At 75.1% G+C, this 13653-nt stretch carries 11 protein-coding genes; 2 read left to right on the top strand and 9 right to left on the bottom strand.

All coding sequences use genetic code 11. The annotated features are described in order from the left end of the window. Positions 1 to 155 precede the first annotated feature (155 nt). Positions 156 to 1043, bottom strand: coding sequence for a dihydrodipicolinate synthase family protein (locus tag BD833_RS20060; protein ID WP_166534928.1), 888 nt, complete (start codon positions 1041 to 1043; stop codon positions 156 to 158). A 137-nt stretch (positions 1044 to 1180) separates the two neighbouring features. On the opposite strand from BD833_RS20060, the gene lhgO reads away from it, so the two are divergent. Together lhgO and BD833_RS20050 are read left to right on the top strand one after the other, a co-directional pair. Then, on the top strand, positions 1181 to 2389 hold the full coding sequence (gene lhgO, locus BD833_RS20055) for an L-2-hydroxyglutarate oxidase (protein ID WP_166534927.1): 1209 nt from the start codon (positions 1181 to 1183) through the stop codon (positions 2387 to 2389). A gap of 5 nt (positions 2390 to 2394) precedes the next feature. Next, positions 2395 to 3624 carry an MFS transporter gene (locus tag BD833_RS20050; RefSeq protein WP_243737842.1) on the top strand — a complete coding sequence of 410 codons (1230 nt, stop codon included), beginning with the start codon at positions 2395 to 2397 and terminating at the stop codon, positions 3622 to 3624. A gap of 7 nt (positions 3625 to 3631) precedes the next feature. Here the strand turns inward: BD833_RS20050 and BD833_RS20045 are convergent, their stop codons facing one another. The 8 genes from BD833_RS20045 to BD833_RS20010 all read right to left on the bottom strand — a co-directional run bounded on the left by BD833_RS20045 (position 3632) and on the right by BD833_RS20010 (position 13573). Continuing rightward, a complete protein-coding gene (locus BD833_RS20045; protein WP_243737841.1) occupies positions 3632 to 4621 on the bottom strand; it encodes a DUF1932 domain-containing protein in 990 nt (329 codons plus the stop codon). After that, positions 4618 to 5301 carry an RraA family protein gene (locus BD833_RS20040; protein WP_166534926.1) on the bottom strand — a complete coding sequence of 228 codons (684 nt, stop codon included), beginning with the start codon at positions 5299 to 5301 and terminating at the stop codon, positions 4618 to 4620. The genes BD833_RS20045 and BD833_RS20040 overlap by 4 nt, the downstream gene beginning before the upstream one ends. Before the next feature lie 76 nt (positions 5302 to 5377). Next, entirely contained in the window at positions 5378 to 6631 is a 1254-nt protein-coding gene (locus BD833_RS20035; protein ID WP_166534925.1) for an MFS transporter, read from the bottom strand. Beyond that, on the bottom strand, positions 6628 to 8826 hold the full coding sequence (locus tag BD833_RS20030; RefSeq protein ID WP_166534924.1) for an Ldh family oxidoreductase: 2199 nt from the start codon (positions 8824 to 8826) through the stop codon (positions 6628 to 6630). Before BD833_RS20030 ends, BD833_RS20035 begins: the two co-directional genes overlap by 4 nt. Next, positions 8823 to 9662, bottom strand: a complete 840-nt coding sequence (locus BD833_RS20025; RefSeq protein WP_166534923.1) for a DUF6282 family protein — start codon at positions 9660 to 9662, stop codon at positions 8823 to 8825. Before BD833_RS20025 ends, BD833_RS20030 begins: the two co-directional genes overlap by 4 nt. A gap of 25 nt (positions 9663 to 9687) precedes the next feature. After that, positions 9688 to 11904, bottom strand: coding sequence for a TRAP transporter permease (locus BD833_RS20020; protein WP_243737840.1), 2217 nt, complete (start codon positions 11902 to 11904; stop codon positions 9688 to 9690). 65 nt (positions 11905 to 11969) lie between these two features. Continuing rightward, on the bottom strand, positions 11970 to 12479 hold the full coding sequence (locus BD833_RS20015) for a hypothetical protein (RefSeq protein ID WP_243737839.1): 510 nt from the start codon (positions 12477 to 12479) through the stop codon (positions 11970 to 11972). A gap of 80 nt (positions 12480 to 12559) precedes the next feature. Next, a complete protein-coding gene (locus BD833_RS20010) occupies positions 12560 to 13573 on the bottom strand; it encodes a TAXI family TRAP transporter solute-binding subunit (protein ID WP_166534920.1) in 1014 nt (337 codons plus the stop codon). Positions 13574 to 13653: the final 80 nt, after the last annotated feature.

Genomic DNA, 13653 nt, shown 5'->3' with positions numbered 1-13653 from the left:
AGGGCCTCGTTCACGGCGGTGAGCAGCACGGCACCGGACGGCCGCACCAGCGCCGCCGGCTCGGCACCATCGATCCGCAGGGACGTCAGTCGCACGGGTGTGTCCTCTCGCAGGCGGGACCGGCCACGCCTGCGCGCCGGACCGGTGGGGGTGGGCTACAGGCCGACGGCGGCGATCAGGTCGTCGAGCTCGGCGAGGGTGATGTCGTCGACCGGCGGGGCGGGGAACCGGGCGTGCGGCGAGCTGATCGCGCCGCGGCGGGCGAAGACCTGCTTGCGGATGGTGACCCCGCCGACGCCGAGCTGGGCCTCGTAGCGGATCAGCGGCAGGTGCCGGAAGAAGTACTCCTGCGCCTCCGCGCGCTGCCCCGCGACGAACCTCTCGTAGGTGCCGACCAGGACCTGCGGGAAGCCGAAGCCGGTCATGATCCCGTCCGCGCCGCGGAGCAGCTCCTCGTACAGGTACACCCCGCCCAGCCCACCGAAGATGCCGACCGGCGAGGTGACCGCCTTCCGCACCGCGGTGATCTTCGGGAGGGTCGGGGTCTCCTCGAGCTTCAGGTACCGGCAGCCCTCGATCTCGTCGAGCAGCCGGACCAGGAAGGGTGCGGGCATGGTGACGCCGGTGTTCACCGGCTCGTCCTGCACGACCACCGGCACCGACACCGCCTCGGCGACCCGGCGGAAGTGCTCGAAGACCAGGTCGAGGTTCTTGGTGTTGTCCGGCGGGGCCAGCATGACCGCGGCGACGCCGGCGTCCTCGGCCCGGCGCGCGTAGTCCAGGGCCATCCGGGTCGCCCGGGCCGACACCCCGGCCACGACCGGCGCGCGCCCCGCGGTGGCCTGCACGTAGCGCCGCAGCACCCGCTCCCGCTCCTCGTCGAGGAGCTTGGCGGCCTCGCCCATGATCCCGAGGATGGTGAGGCCGTGGGCGCCGGCGCCGAGGTAGTCCTCGACCAGGGTGTCGATGCTCGCCTCGTCGACATCGCCGTCGTCGGTGAACGGCGTCAGGGTGATGGGCAGCACGCCCCGCAGCTCGCTCACCGCCGGGCACCCTGCGCGAACGGCTGCACGACCCGGCTGGGACACTCGGCCACTGTGATCACAGGCACACCGTAGCGGCCTGCGGGAACTGCCCCCGGGCGCGGGGGTGACCGGGGCCGGCACACGATCGGAGATCGATGACACCCTCTCGCTTCGCCGTCGTCGGCGGCGGCATCATCGGCGCCGCGGTGGCGCGCCGACTGCTCCAGCTGCGCCCCGACGCCCAGGTCACCCTGCTGGAGAAGGAGGACCGGCTCGCCGCGCACCAGACCGGCCGCAACAGCGGCGTGGTGCACGCCGGCCTCTACTACGAGCCGGGCTCGCTCAAGGCGCGGCTGTGCCGCCAGGGCGTCGGCCTGCTCAAGGAGTTCTGCGCCGAGAAGGAGCTGAGCTACCAGGAGGTCGGCAAGGTGCTCGTGGCGCTCGACGCCACCGAGCGCTCCCGGCTGGACGCCATCGCCGAGCGGGCCCGCGCCAACGGGGTTCCCGGCATCCGGATCATCGACCGCGCGGAGCTGCACGAGCTCGAGCCGCACGTCACCGGCATCGCCGGGCTGCACTCCCCCAGCACCGCGATCGTCGACTACGCCGAGATCACCCGGCAGCTGGCCGCCGACGCGGAGGGGCGCGGCGCCACGGTGCGCACCGGCTTCGCCGTCACCGGGCTGCGGCACACCACCGGGGGGCCGGCCGAGGAGGTCGTGGTCGAGGGCGGGAACGGCGAGGCGCTCGTCGTCGACCAGGTCGTGCTCTGCGCCGGGCTGCAGGTCGACCGGCTGGCCGAGCTGGCCGGCGACGTCGCCGCGCCGCGCATCGTGCCCTTCCGCGGCGAGTACTTCGCCCTGGTCGCCGAGAAGCGCGGCCTGGTCAACGGCCTGGTGTACCCGGTGCCCGACCCGCGGTACCCGTTCCTCGGCGTGCACCTGACCCCCCGCTTCGACGGCGAGGTGCTCGTCGGCCCCAACGCGGTGCTGGCCATGGCGCGCGAGGGCTACCGCCGGCGCGACGTCAGCCCGCGGGAGCTGGCCGAGATCGTCCGCTACGCCGGCTTCCGGAAATTCGCCGCGCAGCACTGGAAGACCGGCATCGCCGAGATGCGCGGCTCGCTGAGCAAGCGCGCGTTCACCGCGGCCGCCCAGCGCTACGTCCCCGAGCTCACCGTCGCCGACCTGGTCCCCGCGACCGCAGGCATCCGCGCCCAGGCCCTGGAGGCCGACGGCAGCCTGGTCGACGACTTCCGGATCACCCGCACCGGCGCGGTCGTCGCGGTGCGCAACGCCCCCTCCCCCGCGGCCACCTCCTCCCTGGCCATCGCCGAGCACATCGTCGACGACCTGCTGGCCTGACCGGCATGCGCCCGCGGGGCCGACCGCGCGACCCGGTGAGCTCCCGCGCCGCTGCCACCGCGGCGGTGGGCGTCACCACCGCCGGCGTGCTGCCCGGCTTCATGATCGGCGTGCTGTGGGTGCAGCTGCGCGCGGACCTCGGCTTCGGCCCCTCGCTGCTCGGCGTGCTGGTGGCCTGCTTCTTCTTCGCCTCCGCGCTGTCCGCGTTCACCGCCGGCATGGTGGTCCGCCGCTTCGGCACCTCCCCGGTGGTGCGGCTCTCGGCGCTGGTGGCCGCCGGCTCCATGCTGGTCATCTCCGTGGCGGCGCAGCACACCCCGGTGCTCGTCGGGGCCCTGGTCGTCGCGGGCTGGGGCAACGGCATCGGCCAGCCGGCCAGCAACGACCTGATCGCCCGGGCGGTGGCGCCCGAGCACCACGGGCTGGCCTACGGCACCAAGCAGGCGGCGATCCCGCTGGCGACGATGCTCGCCGGGGTCGCGGTGCCCCTGGTGGCCATCCCGTTCGGCTGGCGGCCGGCGTTCGCGATCGGCGCGGGGATGGCGCTGCTCCTGGTGCTGACCGTCCCCAGCGGTTCCCGGCTCCCGCCGCGCGGCGCGACCGAGGCGTCGGAGGCGGCCGGGCCCTTCCGCCGCGCCGCACTCCTCGTGCTGGCCTGCGGCATCGCGCTCGGCGCGGCCACCGGCAACGCCCTCGGCTCGTTCTTCGTCGCCACCGCCGTCGACTCCGGCATCTCCCCCGGCACGGCGGGCGTGCTGGCCGCGGTGGCCAGCGCCAGCGGCGCCGCCGCCCGGATCGCCTTCGGCTGGCTGGCCGACCGGGTCCGCACCCGGTGGCTGCTCGTCGTCGCCGCCCAGATGGCCATCGGCGGCCTCTCCTACGCGCTCCTGGGCACCGGGGTGGAGGTGCTCATCGCCTGCGGTGCGGTGATCGGCTACTGCACCGGCTGGGCGTGGGCCGGGCTGTCCACCTACTCCGTGGCCCGCATGCACCCGGGCATGACGGCCCGGGCCACCTCCATCACGCAGGGCGGCATGGGCGCCGGCGCGGCGCTCGGACCGTTGCTCTTCGGCGCGCTCGTGGCGGCGACCAGCTACCCGGTCGCCTGGTTCACCACGGCGGCGGTCTCCGTCGTCGCCGGCGCGGTCGTCGTCCAGGCCCGCCGGATGCTCATGCGCGACCGGCCCGGCCTGGTCGCCGCGCAGCAGCTGCGGCGCCGGGCCCGGCACGCCTGAGGAACGCTCAGCCGGGCAGCGCGCCCGGGGCCGGGTCCCCCGGCAGGTCGCCCGGGTCCGGGTCCCCCGGCAGGTCGCCCAGGTCCGGGTCCCCCGGCAGGTCGCCCGGGTCCGGGTCCCCCGGCAGGTCGCGGAGCACCTCCAGCGCGGCGGTCAGCGACGGCGGCAGGTCCCCGGGCACCCGCCCGGCCGCCGCCACGCCCCGCGCGCTGCGCTCGTGCCGCTGCACCAGCCCGCCGGACAGCAGCGGCGGGACGCCGGTCGCGGCGACGGTGTCCCGGGCCATCCGCACCTCCACCGCCCGGCGGCCGGCGTGGGCCACGTGCGTGGTGACCAGCATCGTGGCGAAGTCACGGGTCGGGTAGCGGTCGAGGGTCTCCTCGACCATCGCGATCAGCGGCTCGACGACGTCGAGCTCCTGCGCCGCGAGCAGCGCCTCCACCCACAGGCCCTCCATGCCCTTCACCACCACGGTGCGGAGCATCTTCAGCGCCGCGGCCCCGCCGACCTCGCTGCCGACGACGGAGGCGGTGAACCCGAGCCGGCCCAGCAGCCCGGCCGCCTCTGCGGCGTCCGGCCCGGCCAGCGAGATCGGGATCGCGGCGCCGTCGAGGGTGATGCCCCCGCCGGTCATCACCCCGTCGACCACCCGGACGCCGGCCAGCGCCGCGGCGACCTCCCGCTTGGCGGCCGGCTCGGTGGAGTTCAGGTCGAGGTAGAGGACGTCGTCCCCGGCGTGCGGCGCGAACCCGGCGGCCGCGGCCACCGCCGTCGCCGGGGTGACCAGTGACAGCACCACCTCGCGGTCGGCGAGCGCGGCCACGTCGTCGGCCGCCGTGGCACCCGCGGCGGCGATGGCCGCGCGGACCGCCGGGCCGCGGTCCGGATCGGCCAGTGCGCGGTCGTGCACCAGCAGGTCGACGCCGGCGGCCGCGACCGCCCCGCCGATGACCCGGCCGGCCTCACCGAAGCCGAGTAGCCCCCAGCGGGAGGTCACCGGGGGCCGTCCCCGGCCACGAGCTCCTCGGTGAGGGTGGCGAGCACCCAGGAGCGGTCGAGCGTCCCCGCGTCGATCGCGGCGAACATCTGCTCCTCGGCGGCCAGCCGCTGCTCCCCCAGCGCGACCACCTGCGCCGCGCGCTCGTGCGGCACGACCACGAGCCCGTCGGCGTCCCCCACCACCACGTCCCCGGAGCGCACGACCGCGCCCCCGGCCTGCACCGGCCCGTGCACCTCGCCGGGCCCGTCCTTGTACGGGCCGAGGTGGTTGATCCCGAGGGCGAAGACGGGGATCGGCCCGGCGGCCAGGCCCTCGGCGTCCCGCACGGCGCCGTCGACGACGAGCGCGGCGATCCCGCGGGTGACCGCGTAGCGGCCCATGATCTCGCCGAGGATCGCCCGCTCGAGGACGCCGCCGGCGTCGACCACCAGCACGTCACCGGGCGCGGCCAGGTCGAGGGCGCGGTGGACCACCAGGTTGTCCCCCGGGCGCGTGCGCACGGTCAGCGCCGGCCCGGCCACCCGGGGCCAGCGGCCACCGGGCACCCAGTGCAGGCCGCGCATCCCACCGGCCCGCTCCATGCTGTCGGACAGGATGCTGGTGGGCAGGTCGCGGCAGCGGGCGAGCAGCCCCGGGTCGGGCCGCGGGCCCGCGGGGTGACGGCGGCAGGTGCTCATCGGATCCTCCGGGTGTGGTGGAAGGTCGGGCGCAGGTGGGGACGGGGGTCGGGCGCAGCTGAGGTCGCGCGGGCGGTCAGGTGGGCGCCTGCAGGTCGGCCGCCCGCACCGGCACCCGGCGGCGCAGCCCGGGGACCGGCAGCCCGCGCGACCGGCGGACCATGCGGCGGCTCAGCCGGATCGTCAGCGCGGCGAGCAGGCTGAGCACCGCGGCGGCGAGCCAGGCGGCGGGATAGGAGAAGTGCTCCGCCACGACGCCGAAGAACAGCGGTCCGCTGGCCGCACCGAGGGACAGCCCGGTCTGCACGAAGCCGGTCACCGACGCGGCGGCGGCCCGGTTGTCGCGGATCACCGCGAAGTGGAACAGCCCGGTCCAGGCCCAGCCGAGGCCGTAGGCCATCGCCGCGCCGAGGACGAACAGCACCGCCTGCCCGGTGGCCAGGGCGGCGTACCCGAGGGCGCCGCCGGCGAGCAGGTTGGCGATGAACAGGTAGCGGCTGCGGTCGGGGTGCCGGTCGGCCAGCCACCCGAACCAGATGCGGTTGACCAGGCCGAGCACCGAGCAGGCGGCGAACAGCAGCCCCGCCTGGCCGGGGCGCACCCCGCTCGCCACGGCGGAGTCGACCAGGAACACCCCGGTGGACGTCGCGGCCGCCGAGCCGAGGTAGCCGCCGAGGGTGAGCACGACGAGCCCGCCGCGCGGCAGCCCGACGTCCTGCGCGCCCGGGTCGGCCGTCCGGGGCCCCGCCTGGGCGTCCCGTCCGCCGACGGCCGTCGCCACGAGCAGCAGGACGGCGAGCGCGACCGCCGCCGCGACCGCCCAGCGCCACCCCGGTCCCAGCGCGATGGTCGGCACCGCGAGCCCGCCGAGCAGGGTGGCCGCCGGGATCGAGGACTGCTTGATGCCGAAGGCCAGCCCCAGCCGGCGCTCGGTGACGAACTCGGAGATGCCCAGGTTGGCCGAGGGCTGGGCGACGGCGTTGCCGAGCCCGCCGATCGCCAGGCCGGCCATCAGCCAGGCCGCCGAGGAGGCGGTGCCGATGGTGGCCAGCGCGGCGATCGCCAGCAGCGCGGCCAGGACGGCGCCGCGGCGGGCGCCCAGCCGCTGCACCAGCCGGCCTCCCGGGCGCGCGCAGGTGCCGGAGACCGCGAACAGCGTCGCCGCGGCCAGGCCGAACAGCCCCAGCCCCACGTCCAGGTCGGCGCGGACCTGCACCGCCAGCGCGCCCACGAGGAAGGCCGGCAGCACCCCGAGGACGGAGACGGAGACGGCCTGCACGATCGCGCGGGTCGACCCCGGGGCTCCGGCTCGGAGGGGCGGCGCGGTCACCGCGCGGGCACATCCAGGGGCCGGCCGACCCGCGTCCCCAGCTCGCGCAGCGCGCCGGCGGTCTCGGTGTCCAGCGGCACGCCGTGCGCCCGGCGGGCGGCCCGCTCGGCCGCCGACCGCTGGCCGGGTGTGCGCACCGGCACGCCGGGGTCCACCGGCGCCAGCACGCGCAGCTCCCCGAGCAGCCGCGCGGTCTCGGCCTGCAGCCGGGCCGGGTCCCCCAGCCGCGCCGGGTCGAGGACGACGACGAGGTGGCTGGTCTCCGGGGGCTTCGGGTCGGAGCGGAAGGTCAGGTTCCCGACCCCCGGGCCGAACGGTGCTCCGGCGAGCACCGCGGTCAGGAGCTCGACCAGCAGCGCCAGGCCGTAGCCCTTGTGGCTGGACCGCTCCCGGTCGCTGCCCAGCGGCAGGAGCGAGCCCTTCCCGGGGTAGACCGCCGCCGGGTCGGTGGTCGGCAGGCCCTCGGGCGTCAGGCCCCAGCCGAGCGGCACCGCCTTCCCCAGCCGCAGCGCGATCTCGAACTTGCCGCCCGCGACGGCCGAGGTCGCCATGTCGAAGACCATCGGCTCCTCCCCGGCGGCGGGCATGCCCAGGGCCAGCGGGTTGGTGCCGAAGTACGGCCGGGCCGAGCCGGTCGGGGCGACGATCGGCCCGGTGTTGGTCGCGGCGAGGGCCACCAGCCCCTGCCGGGCCGCGTCGTAGACGTAGGAGCCGCTGGCGCCGTGGTGGCTGCTGCCGCGCACGTTCACCCACCCGACCCCGAACCGCCGCGCCCGCTCGACCGCCTCGGTCAGCGCCACCGTCGTCACCGGGTGGCCGAGCATGCCGTGGCCCTCCACGAGCGCGACCGCGCCGCCGTCGGAGTGCACCGTCGGCTCCCCGTCCGCGGCGATCGCCCCGTTGCCGATCATGGTGACGTAGGCGGGCAGCCGGGCGATGCCGTGCGAGTCGATCCCCGACAGGTCGGCGTAGCCCAGCACGTGCGCGACCTCGCGGGCGTGCCCCGGCCGGACCCCGACGGACTCGAGCACCTCCGCGGTCCAGGTCTCCAGCCGGTCGGCCGGCACCCGCACGTCCGGCTCGCGCACGACCTGGGCCGGTGCGGCGGTGCCGGAGCCGAAGGCGGAAGCGGTGTCCGGGCCGAAGGCGGCGAACACGGCGTCGGCCACCTCCGAGGTGGTGGCCGGCGGCACGCCGTCGGGTGCGAGGTCGTAGGTCCACGGCCCCTCCCGCAGCACGGTGTGCGTGGCGGTCCGCAGCCGGTCGCCGAGCGCGCGGGTGGCCTCGAAGTGCTGCAGCAGCGCGACCAGCGCGAGGAAGCCGCCGAGCGGATCGGCCTGGTTCCGGCCGGCGCGACGCGGGGCCGAGCCGTGCGCCGGCTCGAACAGACCGACGCACCGGCCCCGCGCCGGCGCGCCCGGGCGGATCGACGCCGAGCCGCACAGCGCCGGGGAGCCGGCCCGGCCGGCCGCCAGGTCGGACAGGATGTCACCGAGCAGCCCCTCGGTGACGATGACGTCGGGCACCGGGGCACCGGCACCGAGCTCGAACGCCGCCCGGTCGACCAGCCGGTGCTCGACCGGTATCCCGTGCCGGCCGGCGACCTCGGTGGCGACCTGCCGCCACAGCCGCCCGGTGGCGTACAGGTTCGCCTTGTCCACCGACACCAGGCGGCCGTGGGTGGCCGGGTCGGCGGAGCGCGTCCGCAGCCGCTCGACGGCCAGCTCGACGACCTCGGCGACCCGCTCGGGGGTCAGCCGCAGGACGTCGGCCGCCTCGCCGCCGTCCTCGGAGAAGGTGCGGTCCCCGGGCCCGGTGCCGTAGGAGCCGCCGATCAGGTTGCGGACGACGGTGAGGTCGCGGCCCTCCTCCATCGGGATGTCGCGGACCGAGATCCGCAGGTCGTAGCGCTCGCGCAGCCGGTGCAGCGCCACCTCGGGCCGGGGGCAGACCTCGGCCGGCACGCCCGGGTCCTCCCCCACCGCCCCGAGCAGGATCGCGTCGGCCGCGTCGCACGCCGCGACGGTCTCCTCGGGCAGCACGTCGCCGGTGGCGGCCGCGGCGCGCGCGCCCACCGGCCAGGGCCCGGTCACCTCGAGCAGCCCCTGGTCGGCCAGCTGCCGGAGCAACCGGGCGGGACCGTCGAGCACCTCCTCGCCGACGCCGTCGCCGGGGAGCAGCGCGATCCGGATCACCGGCGCACCAGCCGGCGGCCCACCGTGGTCATGACCAACTCCGTGTCGCGCTCCCCGATGGTGCGCTCAAGCCCGGCCAGCCAGCCGGGCAGCGCCTCGGGCATCGTCGGGTAGTGCGCGTGGCCGAGGTCGCCGCCGAAGGCCAGCAGCTCGTGCGGGTAGACCTCGCCGAGGCTCACCGACCCCGGGCCGGCGGTGAGGATGTCGGGGAGGATGCCGAGCTCCAGCACCACCCCGAGGGCGGTCAGCTCGGGGACGGCGGCGTCGTCCCAATCCAGGAACGGCATCTTCGGGTGGTTGAACAGCATCCGCCCCACGCCCGCGGCCTTCGCCGCGCGGAAGAGCACCAGCGCCTGCGAACAGGTCAGGTGCCCCGAGGCGAGCACCAGGTCGTGGGCGGCGACGACGTCGAGCACGTCCTGCCAGGCCGGCAGCAGCGCACCCGAGCCGTCGACCACGTCGACCTGCCGGAAGGCCAGGCCCTTGTGCACCTGCAGCTCCGGGCTGGTGGCGGAGGCGACGTGCGCGGGTGCGGAGATCGTCGGCATCCACACCACCCGCGCCCCGAGCCGCGCGGCCACCTCGACCGCATCGGGGTTCGCCCCACCCACCGGCGAGTTGAGCACGATGCCGCCGACCACCTCGATCCCGGCGGCGTCCTCCCGCAGCGCGGCCAGCGCGGCCCGCTCCGCCGTCGACCCCTCGTGCGCCTTGAGGACGGCGAAGTCGATGCCGACCGTCCCGTGCGCCCCGAGCACCTCGTGGTCCAGGCCGTGCCGCTCCACCAGGCTCGGCGCCCCGTGCACGTGCAGGTCCGCGACCCCGGAGATCAGCACCGCCCCCTCCGCACCGCCCCCCACCTCAGCGCTCGTCGCGGGCGGTGGTCGTGCTGGCCGGAGCCGCGGTCGCCCCCGACCCGGCCGACTGCCCGGAGGCCGCCGGTTCGCCGGAGGCGGGCGTCTCGCTGCCCTCGCCGCTCCCGCCGGGCACCAGGCCGGCGATGCCGCCGGAGACGTCGTGCCCCGCCCGCCGGCGCATGACCACGTGCACGACCGTGCCGAGGACCGCGAGGCCCAGGCCGATGGCGATCCACATCGGCTCCATGACCAGCAGCGCGAGCGCCGCGCCCAGGAAGAGGATCCGCTCCGGCCAGCCGGCCGGACCGATCAGCCACTTGCCGGTGACCACCGCCAGCGCGCTGACGGCGAGCACGGCGGCGACGAAGGCGATGGCGACGGTGCCGGGACCACCCTCGAACAGCAGTCCGATGCCGTTGTCGGAGAGCACGAAGATGAACGGCACGAGGAAGGCCGGCAGCGTGTACTTCCACGTGAGCCACATCGTGGGTACCGGTTTGGCCCCGGTGATCGCGGCGGCGGCGAACGGGGAGAGCGCCGTCGGCGGCGAGACCTCGCTGAGCACCGCGTAGTAGAAGATGAACATCGCCGCGGCGAACGGCTCGACGCCCACCTGCTGCAGCGCCGGCGAGATGATCACGAACGAGATGATGAAGCTCGCCGTGACCGGGACCGCCAGGCCCAGCAGCACGACCACCACCGCCGAGAACAACGCGGTCAGCAGGAGGTTGCCGCCGGCGAAGTCGACCACGATGCCGGCCAGCCGCAGCGCCAGACCGGTGAGGGTCATGACGCCCACGATGATGCCGGCGACGGCCATGACGGCGATGACCGACAGCGCGCCGGTCGCCCCCTGGGTGAACGCGTGCCAGATGCGCTTGGGCGTCATCCAGTGCTGGCGGTCCAGGAAGCTCAGCAGGAACGCGAGGACGGTGGCGTAGACCACGGCCCGGAAGGGCGTGTAGCCCAGCGCCATGAAGACGACGATCGCGGCCAGCGAGCTGAAGTGGTACCCGAACCGGAGCAGCAGCCGCCACGCGGACTGGTGCTCGACGTCGACCTGGTGGGTGCCGTGCCGGCGGGCGTCGAACTCGATCGCCAGGATGATGCCGAGGTAGTACAGGATCGTCGGGATCGTGGCCCAGACGAGCACCTCGAGGTAGGAGACGTTGAGCAGCTCGGCGATGATGAAGGCCGCGGCGCCCAGCGTGGGGGGCGACATGATCGCGCCGATACCGGCCGCGGCCAGCACACCGCCACCGGCCTCCGGCGGGTAGCCCGACTTGCGCAGCAGCGGCCAGCCGAAGCCACCGAGGGTCACCGTGGTCGCGACGCCCGAGCCGGAGACCGTGCCGAGCAGGAAGCCGGACAGGGTGACCGTGCGCCCGGGGCCGGCCGGCGACTGGCCGAACGCGGCGAAGGACAGGTCGATGAAGAACTTCGTGGCGCCCGACGCCGCGAGCACGGCGCCGTAGATCGTGAACAGGATGATGTAGGTCGCGGCGACCTCGAGCGGCACCCCGAAGATGCCCTGGGTGCCCATGACGTTGTGGCCGATCAGCCGGATCCAGCCGAAGTCGGCGGTGGTGAACGGGCTGGGCATGTACGACCCGAAGTAGGCCATGGCCAGGAACGCCATCACCACGATCGGCACCAGCACACCCACCGTGCGGCGGGCGGCCTCGAGGATCAGCACGACGAGCAGCGTGCCGACGATCAGGTCCGTGTCGGTGGGGGTGATCGCCCGGCGGAAGAAGCCCTGCCAGTCCCAGACCATGTAGATCCCGGGGACCAGCGAGGCCAGCGCGAGCAGCCAGTCCAGGACGTTCGGGTGGTCGGCCTTGCCCGACTCCTTGTCCTTGTCCCGCCGGGCCCAGCCGCGGTAGGTGAGGAAGGTCAGGAACAGCCCCACGCTGAGGAAGAGCGGCAGGTACACCTGCCGCGGCATCGGGTTGAACACCCAGTAGAGGGCGTAGAGGGAGAGACCGACGCCGACGACGGCGACGACGTGACCCGGGATGCCGGTGAGGTGCCGCGCCGGCTTCTCCGCCTCGAACTCGGCGAGCAGCGCCTCCTCGTCGATCTTGTCGGGGTCGACGTCGCGCTGGCCGGAGCCGGACTTGTCGATGGTCGAGGCGTCCTCGTCCCCCCGGCGCGCGCCCGGACTGCCCGGCGGCGCGCCGGGCACGTCCCCGTCGTCCGTGTGGGTGTCCTCGGCCACCCTCGTCGCTCCGCCGGCGGCCGGATCTGATCCGGCCCGCCGCTGCGTCCGGCGTCGGAGATTCATCAGTTCTCCTCGATGTCGAGAATCACGGAGGGGTCGTCGGTGACGACCAGCTCCCAGATGGGGACCGGCTCGGAGCCGGGGACGTACAGGGTGCGCTCACCGAGGTCGGTGGCGGCGATGTTGAGTTCCTCGAACACGGCCGGCCGGCCGGGGTCGGGCTCGACCACGAAGTCGAGCCGGTCCTCCGGCGGCGCCGGCTGGGGCGCCCCGGGGACGGCGTAGTACTCCTCGAGGACGGCGACCTGCTCGGCCGCGATCTCGACCAGCTCGAAGCGGCCGTCCGCCAGGACCCGGTACCGCTCCTCGGCCAGGGTCGTGTAGATGCTGTTGCGGTAGCCCACGGCGAAGGTGTCGCCGTCGAGAGGCACCTGCGCGATGAGCCCGCCGTCCGGCGTGCGCACGGTCACAGCCTGCTCCTCGCCGCCCGCCGTGGCCACCGCGACGACGCCACCGGCCACCGCGAGCACGGCGAGGACGCCGATCAGCACGACGAGCAGGCGGCGGGACACGATGCGTGGGCGGGACGCCCCTGTGCTGCCGGGGCCGGAGGGATCTCCGGCGCCCGGCAGCACGAGGGCTCGGGTTCGGGTCAGCCGACCGAGTCGAAGTAGGTCTGCGCGCCGGGGCAGGTCTCGATGAAGCCGACCTCGTCAGCGGTCTCCGCGTTCAGCTCCTCGGCCGCCGGGTGCACGGTGAGCAGCTGCTCCTCGTTCTCGAAGATGGTGCGGGTGATCTCCTCCTGCAGGGCCTCGTCCATGTCGGAGCGGACCACCAGGATGTTCGGCGACACCACGTTCGACACGGCCTCGTCCTGGCCCTCGTAGGTCTCGGCCGGGATGTCCTCGGCGAAGTAGTAGTCGCCGTACTCCTCGGCCAGCGCGTCGGCGTACTGGCCGGTCTCGAGCAGGACCAGGTCGTCGGTGCTCGCGAGGTCGACGATGGCGCCGGTCGGCAGGCCGCCGGACCAGGCGCCGGCGTCCACGGTGCCGTCCTGGATGGCGGCGACGGTCTCCGCGACACCCAGCTGGACCCGCTCGATGTCGTTCATCGGGTCGATGCCGGCGGCCTCCATGATCCGGTTGGCCGTGACCTCGGAGGCCGAGCCGACCGCGCCGGGCGAGACCCGCTTGCCCGCCAGGTCCTCGATCGAGGTGATCCCGGTGTCGGCCGTCGTGAAGAAGTGGACGAAGTTGTTGTACGTGTTCCCGAGGGAGCAGATGTCCAGCGGCGCCTCGAAGGTGTTCTCGCCGTTCGCGGCGTCGGAGACCACGTCGCCGAGGGCCAGCGCCATCTGCGCCTGGTCGGTCTCGAGCAGCTTCATGTTGTCCACGGAGGCGTTGGTCTCCTGGACGGTCACCGTCAGGCCGGGGATCTCCGAGCTCAGCAGGTTGGCCATGCCACCGCCGTAGGGGTAGTAGACGCCGCCCGTACCGCCGGTGGCGAAGGTGAGCTGCTCGTTGAACTCGGCGCCGCCGTCACCTCCCGCCGCGGCGTCCTCCCCGTCGTCGCCGCCGCACGCGGCCAGCGCGAGGGTCGTGGCGAGGCCGAGGGAGAGCAGCAGGCGGGACCGCCTGCCGGAGTGGGTGCCGAGGGTCGTGGTCATCAGTGGCCTTCCTGTCGGGTGCCGGGTCGGGCGGACCATGGGCCGGTGGCGGGGTGGGCCCCGCGCGCCGGCGCCCACCA

The organism is Blastococcus xanthinilyticus (assembly GCF_008124835.1).
Lineage (GTDB): Bacteria > Actinomycetota > Actinomycetes > Mycobacteriales > Geodermatophilaceae > Blastococcus > Blastococcus xanthinilyticus.
The sequence above is the reverse complement of the archived record's forward strand: the minus strand, read 5'-3'. Positions and strand labels throughout refer to the sequence as shown.

What these genes read in the sequence shown, in the direction of transcription:
- lhgO (WP_166534927.1), top strand. Translation starts at nt 1,181, where the DNA reads ATGACACCCTCTCGCTTCGCCGTCGTCGGCGGCGGCATCATCGGCGCC.
- BD833_RS20050 (WP_243737842.1), top strand. Translation starts at nt 2,395, where the DNA reads ATGCGCCCGCGGGGCCGACCGCGCGACCCGGTGAGCTCCCGCGCCGCT.
- BD833_RS20040 (WP_166534926.1), bottom strand. Translation starts at nt 5,301, where the DNA reads ATGAGCACCTGCCGCCGTCACCCCGCGGGCCCGCGGCCCGACCCGGGG.
- BD833_RS20010 (WP_166534920.1), bottom strand. Translation starts at nt 13,573, where the DNA reads ATGACCACGACCCTCGGCACCCACTCCGGCAGGCGGTCCCGCCTGCTG.